Origin of the sequence: Mycobacterium sp. 1164985.4 (assembly GCF_001668575.1) — a bacterium.
Classification (GTDB): Bacteria; Actinomycetota; Actinomycetes; order Mycobacteriales; family Mycobacteriaceae; genus Mycobacterium.
Map to the genome: position 1 here is coordinate 16,783 of NZ_LZMD01000066.1, position 10,499 is coordinate 27,281.

Below are 10,499 nucleotides of genomic sequence, written 5' to 3' on the forward strand. Positions count from 1 at the left end.
GATTTGACGGTATTCAAACCGGTTACCGGGAGCGGTGGGTAAGTGCGGCTGTGGGTACTAGACGGCACCCTGCCGTCCCTTGCCGTGGACCTGGATGTGGCCGCCGCGCTGCCATGTGGACAAGCGAAGCGCTGGTAATCGACTGCTGACACGCCCCTCATGCGATTCGGCGTATCAGGAGCGGGCGGAAAAGTGTCTCGTTGAGCGGCTCTACAACACCTCGGGATCGGCCGGGACGATGCGCACCGCGGTGACGGTCCCGTCCGCATAGTTGCTGATGTAGAGGTTCTTTCCGTCTGGGCTGATGCCGACGATGCTGGGATCCAGAGTCGGCTGAGCCGGATCGCCATACGAGATGGTTTGAAGCACCTCGTTGGCAACCGTGTCGATGACGACGATGTTGCCGTCGCCGGCGGCGACGACATAAGCGAGGCTGCCGTCGGGGCTCAGGGCGACGGTGAGTGCCCCGGTCCCAACTGGGATGCCGTCCGGCTCAGGCGTGTTCGGGTCAACGTCGACCAGAACCGGGGTGCCGGTGGTGAGGTCGACGATCATTAGAGAGCTCGGCGCGGGTGGCTTCGACGTGTCGTTCGGGTCGAAACCGTATTGAACCGGGACATACAGCCGCTTGCCGTCTGTGGCCAAGATGCCCGGGTACCCTTCGCCCAGCGGCAGCGGTTGGCCGACCACAGTGTTCGTCAACGGGTCGATGGCGATGATGTCGCCTGTTATCACCCTCGCAGTTTGCTCGCCCTGTCCGTCGAGCACATAACTCGTGCGGACCCGGTCAAGGTAGAGAATTCCGTCTTCGCCGAAGCCGCCGCTGAACGCGGAGTAGTTATCCGCGTACGGACCGCTTGGAGTCGGTCCCATTGGGATACCCTGAACAGCCTCGTCGGTGGGATCTAGGTCGATGACCTGGTTGTAGGTTGGGCTACTCGGATCGCTGATGTCGACGACGTAGACGTCGCCCCCATAAGTGGTCACATACAACGTGTTTCCGTCGGGACTGACGATTGGTGCCCAGCCGTTGCCCGGCACATCGATCGTCGCCTCGACTGAGTTGTCAGTGGTGTTGATGACATTTACGCCGCGACCGATGGTCGCCGCGTAGAGGCGATCGCCGCTCACCGCTCCGAAGGTCGCTAACCCGCCCTGTCGGATGGGATCGACAACATCCGGCGTACTCGGGTCCATGTCGAGCACCCGGTTATTCGTGGCAGGGTCGGCCGGATCAGCACCGATCACCATTATCGAGCCATCCGAGAAGCTCAATACATATGCGTACTTGTCGGTGACGATGACGCCGGCTGGGTAGGGCCGGACGGGAATCGCCGCTTCGACGACATGTAGCGCCGCACCCCTCGGTGCCGCGAGTGGCACCGAGATGTTCTCGCCCGCAGGTTCTTCGGCGGCTGCCAGCGCTATCGGGCCTGCCGCCCGAAGGGCGAATGTCTGCACAGCTTGTTGCTGCACAGGCTGGCCCGGTGTTGCCGTGAGGTTGAGGGTGTAGTCGGTCGATAGTCCGAGAGCCTGGCGGAGCTCCGCGGCTTGGGTGGGTTTGATCTCGGCGGTCCACTGACCGGTCTGCGGATCGAAGTGTTCGGTGCCGGGTACCACCTGCCAGTAGCCAGACCGGGTATCGGCCGTCACTGACTCGTATTTGTTCGGCGTGAACTTCAGTTCGGTGGTGTAGGTTCCGCTGCCCGTCGGTGTGGGCTGTTCAACCACCAGCGGTCCATCAGCGGGTGCGACTGAGACGTTCACCGTGACGGTATCGGTGTGCCCGCCGTCGGGTGTGAACAGACCTGAAAGACCGTGCAGATGAGGGCCGTCGTCCGCGTCGCTGACCGTGATGGTGAAGGTGTCCGTGAAGTCGGATGTTCCGTCCCAGCCTGTGGGCGGTGTGTACGTCCAGCTGCCCTGCTCGTCGACGTCGACGGTGCCGCCGTTGGCGCCGTCGCTAGCCGTATAGCTGAACGTGTCGCTGTCCTTGTCCTTGACGATGACAGTGCCCGTGACGATGGGCTCGCCCGTCTGGAGGTCGATGCCTTGACTGGTCGTTCCGTCCCACGACAAGGTCGGCTTGTCGTTGAGCAGCTTTTGCTCTAACTGACGACGTACCCAGGCCAGTACTCCCCACAACACCGGCGATTCGGCGGGCGCAGAAGGAGTCGGCGCCAAGAACGGGGCCAGTGCCGTCGACAACACTTTTCTGAGCAGGCTCACTGGCGCCGGCGTGAATGTCGAAACCGATTCAACCACAGGCAAACTGAATGACTGCCGGTGAGAGAGCGCAGCCCGCGCGGTGCTCAGGTCATCGGAAAATGCGGACGGGTCCCCCATCAGGGAACCGGTCAACAGCCGTGGCACCGCGTTGTCGCCGGGGGCCGGCGTGGGTGGGGTCTTGGCGATCTCGGCGACGTTGGTGACCACATCGTGGAGCCGTGTCTGCACGATGCCGCCTGCAGTCGGCTTCGGCGAGGTCTTGGCGACGTCGGCGACCACATCGTGGAGCCGGGTCTGCACGTTGTCGCCAGGGGTCGGCTTCGGCGAGGCCTTGGCGACGTCGGCGATAGCGACGACATTGGTGACCACGTCGTGAAGCCGGGTCTGCAAGGCTGCCGGCGTACGGCGAACGTCATCAGGCGTGGTCGTCGGCGCTGGTTCCGACGCGGTCATGTGTGGTTCAGGTTCCGAGGTTGACGGGCCGGGAGGTTTCGCCGACGTCGCGCGGCCGGGCTTGGACCCCACCCGCCCCGACGTCAATGCCCCACCCGAACTGTGCAGTGACACCCGCGGGCCCACATCGGCGATCGTGGCCCGCAATCGTGGCCGCGGCGGCAGGCGATCGGGAGTCTTGGTGGTGGAGGTCTTATCCGATGCGTTGTCCTCCTTGCTGTCTTGTCCGGAAGGTTGGTTGGCGCCGTCGTCGTCACTGTTCCCGGCGCCGCCATCCTGCGATGCGCCGGATTCCGGACCTGCCCATGCCACTCCCGGGGTTGTCGCCACCGCAGCACTTACACCCAGCGCCACGGCCAACGCCCCAACCCGACCGATGTACTTCGCGCAGCGGGCCGTGGCCGTCGGAGTGGTCGCGTCCCCCTGCCGAGTTACGTTATTTGCTATCAACATCCCCATACCCCCCATGATCAGTTGCTAGACCATCATCCGCTTATCAGCAAGCTCTCGGATCTGGCTAATCAAAAGCGGATCTTACGCCTTCCCGTTCGGATAACAAGCGCTTCAGCGTTTGCCCTTACAATATTATTTATCGCGCAAATAGTTGGCTGCGCCACCGAGAGCAGGAATACCGATCGTTGCCACGACCCGAGATGTGGTTTAGGCGAATCTTGAATCGATGAGGCGGTATCGGAGAACGCCGCCTCGCGGCCAGAACGGCCGCCCCATCCAAAGCCGGGATCCGTCGTCGCGACGGACGAGCGAAACGGCGTTCGGCGACTTCTGGTCGGTCCGTCTGAAATGGTGTCAGGCGAGCTGGCGATGACTGGCATCACCGGGAAGGGCCTTTGCAGAAGTTGCGCTGACCATCGCGATCAAGGCGGCCACGTGTCGGCCTCGCCGGAGTGGCGCGACGGCGCAATCCGCGCCGCGATCCCTGCCTTGAAGCGCCAGCCGTTTTCGTCGCGGTTCAACCCCGGCTGCGTGGCGAGGATTAAAACGCCCACCGCGAGGATTCCGAGTGGCTTCGGCCTACCAACGGCGGGAGCAGGGCCGCGCGTCAGAAGCTACAAAACGCCCGTGGCGGCAGCAACGCTGCGTCGCTCGGCTGATAGAAGGTCGGTTCAGCAACGTACGTGCAGCGCCCGCAGGGCCGGCACGCTGAGCGCAAACGGCCACAGGAGGGACAAAGTCGCCGGTCAAACCGCCGCTGCGAGGGTATAACGCCACTATCGCACCTTGGTCGGAGCGGGCGACGGGAATCGAACCCGCGTAGCTAGTTTGGAAGACTAGGGCTCTACCATTGAGCTACGCCCGCATGTACAGCAAGACCAGATCGTACCGGCGGCAGCCAAATCAAATCCAATTGAAGGCTTCGCGTGTCCAGCCCGTAGTATCTCGCGTGGTCGTTCCGTGTTTTCGCGGAACGATCCGCGCGGACGCAGCACTCGAGCGTCAACGCGGCGAGCAGGACACGGGGTGTAGCGCAGCTTGGTAGCGCATCCGCTTTGGGAGCGGAAGGCCGCAGGTTCAAATCCTGTCACCCCGACTGCGACATCGACCGACCAGAACAACAAGGAGCAGATCGTGAAGAGCACCGTCGAGAAGTTGAGCCCCACCCGGGTTCGCATCAACGTGGAGGTGCCCTTCACTGAGCTCGAACCCGACTTCGACCGTGCGTTCGCGCAGCTGGCCAAGCAGGTCCGGTTGCCCGGCTTCCGTCCCGGCAAGGCGCCGCGCAAGCTGCTCGAGGCGCGCGTCGGCCGCGAGGCGATGCTCGACCAGGTCGTCAGTGACGCCCTGCCCGGCCGCTACAGCGAGGCGGTCACGAGCTCCGAGGTGCAGCCGCTGGGCCAGCCCGACATCGAGATCACCAACAAGGAGTACGGCGAGGACCTCACGTTCACGGCCGAGGTCGACATCCGCCCCGAGATCGAGCTTCCCGACCTGTCGACGCTGACGGTGACCGTCGACCCGATCGAGGTCACCGACGAAGAGGTCGACGCCGAGCTGCAGTCCCTGCGCGCCCGCTTCGGAACGCTCAAGGGTGTCGAGCGCGCCGCCGAGAACGGCGACTTCGTCTCCATCGACCTGTCCGCGACCGTGGACGGCAAGGAACTGCCCGACGCGGCCACCGAGGGCCTGTCCCACGAGGTCGGCTCCGGCCAGCTGATCGACGGCCTCGACGAGGCGATCGTCGGCCTCAAGGAGGGGGAGACCCGCGCCTTCACCACCAAGCTGGCCGCCGGTGAGCATGCCGGCGAGGACGCTCAGGTGACCGTCACCGTGAAGTCGGTCAAGGAGCGCGAGCTGCCGGAGCCCGACGACGAATTCGCCCAGCTGGCAAGTGAGTTCGACACCATCGACGAGCTGAAGGAGTCGCTCGTCGAGCAGGTCCGCCGGACCAAGCGCGTCCAGCAGGCCGAGCAGATCCGCGACAAGGTGCTCGAGACGCTGCTCGAGCAGGTCGAGGTGCCGCTGCCGGAGAAGGTGGTGCAGGCCCAGATCGACGACGCGCTGCACAACGCGATCCACGGACTCGACCACGACGAGGAACGCCTCGCCGATGCCCTGGAGGCGCAGGGCAGCAGCCGCGAGGAGTTCGACGCCGACAACCGCAGCAACGCGGAGAAGGCGGTCAAGACGCAGCTTCTCGTCGACGCGATCGCCGACAAGCTCGACGTCCAGGTCGGCCAGAACGACATCACCGAGCGCCTGATGCTGATGTCGCAGCAGTACGGCCTGCAGCCGCAGCAGCTGATCCAGTCGCTGCAGCAGAACAATCAGCTGCCCGCACTCTTCGCCGACGTGCGTCGCGGGCTGGCGCTCGCCGCGGTCGTCGAGGGCGCCAACGTCACCGACTCCGACGGCAACGTGATCGACACCACGGAGTTCTTCGGCCGCTCCGACGCGCAGACCGAGGAAGCTCCCGACGAGGCCTCGGAGGCCGCCGAGCCCGAAGCCGACGAGGAGTCGGCCGACGCGAAGTGACGCTGTGAGCGAACGCGGCCCGTCTAGGGACTGCACGCCCGCGCGGGTTGGTTAGTGTCGGTGAGTATCAAGCTCTTGAAGAAAGCAGGTATCCAGTCGTGACCCACATGCGTGGCGCCTCGCAAGGCCTCAACCTTGTCGACTCGGTCTATGAGCGGTTGCTGGCGGAGCGGATCATCTTCCTGGGCTCACAGGTCGATGACGACATCGCCAACAAGCTCTGCGCGCAGATTCTGCTGCTGTCGGCCGAGGATCCCACCAAGGACATCCACCTCTACATCAACTCGCCCGGCGGCTCGATCAGCGCCGGCATGGCGGTCTACGACACCATGGTGCTGGCACCGTGTGACATCGCCACCTACGCCATGGGCATGGCCGCCTCGATGGGCGAGTTCCTGCTCGCCGCGGGTACCAAGGGCAAGCGCTACGCGCTGCCGCACGCCCGCATCCTGATGCACCAGCCGCTGGGCGGGGTCACCGGCAGCGCGGCCGACATCGCCATCCAGGCCGAGCAGTTCACGGTGATCAAGAAGGAGATGTTCCGGCTGAACGCCGAGTTCACCGGGCAGCCGATCGAGCGGATCGAAGCGGACTCCGACCGCGACCGCTGGTTCACCGCGCAGGAGGCCCTCGAGTACGGCTTCGTCGACCACATCATCACCAGCGCGAGCGTCAACGGCTCAGGACCAGGAGCAGGACTAGACAAATGACCGATCACACCCATCCGTCGTTGGACGCCCGCCTGCAGCCCCAGGCCCGCTACATCCTGCCGTCGTTCATCGAGCACTCCAGCTTCGGCGTCAAGGAGTCCAACCCGTACAACAAGCTCTTCGAGGAACGCATCATCTTCCTCGGGGTGCAGGTCGACGACGCGTCGGCGAACGACATCATGGCGCAGCTGCTGGTGCTCGAGTCGCTCGATCCCGACCGCGACATCACGATGTACATCAACTCGCCCGGCGGCTCGTTCACCTCGCTGATGGCGATCTACGACACCATGCAGTACGTGCGCGCCGACATCCAGACGGTGTGCCTCGGACAGGCTGCCTCGGCCGCCGCAGTGTTGCTGGCGGCGGGTACGCCCGGCAAGCGCATGGCGCTGCCGAACGCCCGCGTGCTGATTCACCAGCCCGCGCTCGCCGGCGTCATCCAGGGTCAGTTCTCCGACCTGGAGATCCAGGCCAAGGAGATCGAGCGGATGCGCACGCTGATGGAGGTGACGCTGGCCCGTCACACCGGCCGGACGCCCGAGCAGATCCGCAAGGACACCGACCGCGACAAGATCCTGACCGCCGATGAGGCCAAGGAGTACGGCGTCATCGACACCGTCCTGGAGTACCGCAAGCTGTCGGCACAGACCGCCTGAACACCTCTCGGAACCGCGCGAAACGGGGTCTGAGACTCCGTTCTGCGTGGCACGCTGTCTGCCACACCAGGGGACGGCAGGGGAGTACTGCGATGACGGTGGGGTTGCGAGCACGCTCGGTATTGGCGCCAGTGGCCGCCATGGCCGCGGTCTGGAGTCTGGCTTCCGTCGCGTCACCCGCGATCGGTCAGGCCCAAGAACCGGCCTGCCCGGCGGGCACGTACTGGGACATGTACACCGATCAATGCGTCCCCAACGACGTCAACGTGTATCTGAATCCCGCTCCGGTGGTGGGCCCCGCGGGGCCCGTCGGTGTCGGAGGGGTGGCGGGCCCCGCCGGACCGGGACCCGTCGGGCCGGGTCCGGCCGGTCCGGGACCGGCCGGGCCGGGACCCGCAGGACCCGGACGCCGCTAGAGTCGACGGAGTCGCCCGGCACCGTGCACGGCGCCCGAATACGGGTACTTTGGGTGCCGACGGCCTCTCGGTCCGGTCACGGCGACGACACGCCAAAGACACGGCGGCGCGTTCGCTGCGGTCCGAGGGTGATCAGACGATATGTTGGCGCGAATACAGATGAATACCACTGGCGCGATTCGGCTTTATCGGTCGCCTCGCGCGGGAACAAACGGGTAGCGTCGGGTGCACCACCCGAGGCGACCACAGAAAAGAAGCTTCACCGGCTGCGAGGAAAGTAGGACCCCACCACCATGGCGCGCATTGGAGACGGCGGTGACCTGCTGAAGTGCTCGTTCTGCGGCAAGAGTCAAAAGCAGGTTAAGAAGCTCATTGCGGGTCCGGGCGTCTATATCTGCGACGAGTGCATCGATCTCTGCAACGAGATCATCGAAGAAGAACTCGCCGACGCAGACGACGTAAAACTCGATGAACTGCCCAAGCCGGCCGAAATCCGGGATTTTCTCGAGGGTTACGTCATCGGGCAGGACGCCGCCAAACGCACGCTCGCGGTTGCGGTCTACAACCACTACAAGCGGATTCAGGCGGGGGAGAAGACCCGCGATTCGCGTTCCGAGCCCGTCGAACTGGCCAAGTCCAACATCCTGATGCTCGGGCCGACCGGTTGCGGCAAGACCTATCTGGCGCAGACGTTGGCCAAGATGCTCAATGTCCCGTTCGCCATCGCCGACGCCACCGCGCTGACCGAAGCCGGGTACGTGGGCGAGGACGTCGAGAACATTCTGCTCAAGCTGATTCAGGCGGCCGATTACGACGTCAAGCGCGCCGAGACCGGCATCATCTACATCGACGAGGTCGACAAGATCGCCCGCAAGAGCGAGAACCCGTCGATCACCCGCGACGTCTCCGGTGAAGGTGTGCAGCAGGCTTTGCTGAAGATCCTGGAGGGGACCCAGGCATCGGTACCCCCGCAGGGCGGTCGCAAGCACCCGCACCAGGAATTCATCCAGATCGACACCACCAATGTGTTGTTCATCGTCGCGGGCGCATTCGCCGGTCTGGAGAAGATCGTCTCCGACCGTGTCGGCAAGCGCGGACTGGGCTTCGGCGCCGAGGTGCACTCGAAGGCCGAGATCGACACCCAGGACCACTTCGCCGAGGTCATGCCCGAAGACCTGATCAAGTTCGGGCTGATCCCGGAGTTCATCGGCCGCCTACCCGTCGTGGCTTCGGTGACCAACCTGGACAAGGACTCGCTCGTGCAGATCCTGTCCAAGCCCAAGAACGCGCTGGTGAAGCAGTACACCCGCCTGTTCGAGATGGACGGTGTCGAGCTGGAGTTCACCGACGAGGCGCTCGAGGCGATCGCCGATCAGGCCATCCACCGCGGCACGGGTGCCCGTGGTCTGCGCGCCATCATGGAGGAAGTCCTGCTGCCGGTGATGTACGACATCCCGAGCCGCGACGACGTCGCCAAGGTGGTTGTCACCAAGGAGACCGTCCAGGACAACGTGCTGCCGACCATCGTGCCGCGCAAGCCGTCGCGCCCGGAGCGCCGCGACAAGTCCGCCTGACGACGATCTAGCGGCGAGCGTCGCACGCGTCCGCCGATTGGGGGACAACGGATTCCACCCGGTAATCGTCCGATCCGCTGAGGAGTTCGCACGCCAACGCTGTGAACATCGTCGGCATGACTTCGGTTACAGCGGTCACCCCTGCGCCCCCGTCGTTGCGACGCATCTCGGTTGCCGGCTACGTCGGCTCGGCCATCGAGTTCTACGACTTCGTCATCTACGGCACCGCGGCAGCGCTGGTGTTCCCGTCGGTGTTCTTCCCCGACCTGGGTCACGTGATGGCGACGACGGCCGCGCTGGGCGCCTTCGCCGCCGCGTTCCTGGCCCGTCCGATCGGCGCGACGGTGTTCGGCCACTTCGGCGACCGGATCGGCCGCAAGCAGACGCTGGTGATGACGCTGCTGCTGATGGGCATCGCGACTGTCGGCGTCGGACTGATCCCCAGCACCGCGTCGATCGGCATCGCCGCACCGCTGCTGCTCATCACCATGCGGCTGATCCAGGGCTTCGCCGTCGGTGGCGAGTGGGCCGGCGCGGTGCTGCTCAGCGCCGAGAACGCGCCCGCGCACCGGCGCGGTTTCTACGGCATGTTCACCCAGCTCGGCCTCGGCACAGCAGTGGTGATGGCCAACATGGTGTTCCTGCTGGTTCACCTCGGCTTCGGCACGCACAACGACGCGTTTCTGCAGTGGGGGTGGCGCATCCCGTTCCTGTTGTCCGCGGTGCTGATCGCGACCGCGCTCTACATCCGGCTGCGCGTGGAGGACTCCCCGGCGCTCGACGACGAGCCTGCCGAGCCGGCCACCCCGATCGCGGCGCTGCTGTGCCGCCAGGGCCGCCAGATGCTGCTGGCGTCGGGCGTCGCGGTGTGTGCGCCGATGCTCGTCTTCCAGGCCGGTACGTTCTTCACGCACTACGCCACCGACCACTTGGACTATTCGACGAACTTCGTGCTGCTCGTGGGCGTGATCGGTGGGCTGTGTCAGGTGTTGTTCGTCGTCGCGGCGGCCATGCTCAGCGACACCTACGGGCGCAAACGCGTCGTCGCCGTCGGCTTCGCCGTCGCGGTGCCGTGGTCGTTCGTGCTGTTTCCGTTGGTGCAGAACGGAAACCGGCTGGGGTTCGGCATCGCGATTGTGGCGACCTACGCGCTGATCGGTGTGTGCATGGGCCCGCTGGCGGCTTTCCTGCCGGAGATGTTCGCGCCGCAGTGCCGCTATACCGGGGCCGCGCTGGCGCACACGTTCGGCGCCGTCATCGGCGGCGCGCTGCCGCCGGTGATCTCCCCGACGCTGCTCAACTCGTACGGCGTATGGGCCGTCGCGGTGATGATGGGTGCCCTCGCGGCGGTCAGTCTGGTCTGCACCGCCAAGTTGCCGGAGACCGTCGGATCGCGGCTCTAGGAGACCGTCGAGGACCACGTGCTGACACGCATCGCGCCGCGCAAGCAACGGCCTGACGACGATGAGG

The 10,499-nt window shown here is 65.2% G+C and carries 7 protein-coding genes and 2 tRNA genes; 7 read left to right on the plus strand and 2 right to left on the minus strand.

The window, feature by feature from the left end:
* Positions 1-210: 210 nt before the first annotated feature.
* Positions 211-2,508, minus strand: a complete 2,298-nt coding sequence (locus A5650_RS13310) for an Ig-like domain-containing protein (protein ID WP_156744128.1) — start codon at positions 2,506-2,508, stop codon at positions 211-213.
* Between the two features lie 1,421 nt (positions 2,509-3,929).
* A tRNA-Gly gene (locus A5650_RS13315) sits at positions 3,930-4,000 on the minus strand.
* A gap of 157 nt (positions 4,001-4,157) precedes the next feature.
* On the opposite strand from A5650_RS13315, the gene A5650_RS13320 reads away from it, so the two are divergent.
* The 7 genes from A5650_RS13320 to A5650_RS13350 all read left to right on the plus strand — a co-directional run bounded on the left by A5650_RS13320 (position 4,158) and on the right by A5650_RS13350 (position 10,432).
* Positions 4,158-4,231: transfer RNA gene (locus tag A5650_RS13320), tRNA-Pro, on the plus strand.
* A gap of 38 nt (positions 4,232-4,269) precedes the next feature.
* Positions 4,270-5,673, plus strand: a complete 1,404-nt coding sequence (tig, locus tag A5650_RS13325) for a trigger factor (protein ID WP_067291783.1) — start codon at positions 4,270-4,272, stop codon at positions 5,671-5,673.
* 47 nt (positions 5,674-5,720) lie between these two features.
* Positions 5,721-6,383, plus strand: coding sequence for an ATP-dependent Clp protease proteolytic subunit (locus A5650_RS13330; protein WP_082950747.1), 663 nt, complete (start codon positions 5,721-5,723; stop codon positions 6,381-6,383).
* A complete protein-coding gene (locus A5650_RS13335; RefSeq protein WP_067291785.1) occupies positions 6,380-7,039 on the plus strand; it encodes an ATP-dependent Clp protease proteolytic subunit in 660 nt (219 codons plus the stop codon). Before A5650_RS13330 ends, A5650_RS13335 begins: the two co-directional genes overlap by 4 nt.
* Positions 7,040-7,131: 92 nt before the next feature.
* Entirely contained in the window at positions 7,132-7,455 is a 324-nt protein-coding gene (locus A5650_RS13340) for a hypothetical protein (protein ID WP_067291788.1), read from the plus strand.
* Positions 7,456-7,748: 293 nt separating this feature from the next.
* Positions 7,749-9,029 (plus strand): ATP-dependent Clp protease ATP-binding subunit ClpX, encoded by a 1,281-nt coding sequence (clpX, locus tag A5650_RS13345; RefSeq protein ID WP_067291792.1) that lies wholly within the window; start codon positions 7,749-7,751, stop codon positions 9,027-9,029.
* A gap of 155 nt (positions 9,030-9,184) precedes the next feature.
* Positions 9,185-10,432, plus strand: a complete 1,248-nt coding sequence (locus A5650_RS13350; protein WP_067292006.1) for an MFS transporter — start codon at positions 9,185-9,187, stop codon at positions 10,430-10,432.
* Positions 10,433-10,499 lie beyond the last annotated feature (67 nt).

Bases quoted from the DNA above. Each gene is read 5' to 3' on its own strand.
- A5650_RS13335 (WP_067291785.1), top strand. From the start codon at position 6,380: ATGACCGATCACACCCATCCGTCGTTGGACGCCCGCCTGCAGCCCCAG.
- A5650_RS13340 (WP_067291788.1), top strand. From the start codon at position 7,132: ATGACGGTGGGGTTGCGAGCACGCTCGGTATTGGCGCCAGTGGCCGCC.
- clpX (WP_067291792.1), top strand. From the start codon at position 7,749: ATGGCGCGCATTGGAGACGGCGGTGACCTGCTGAAGTGCTCGTTCTGC.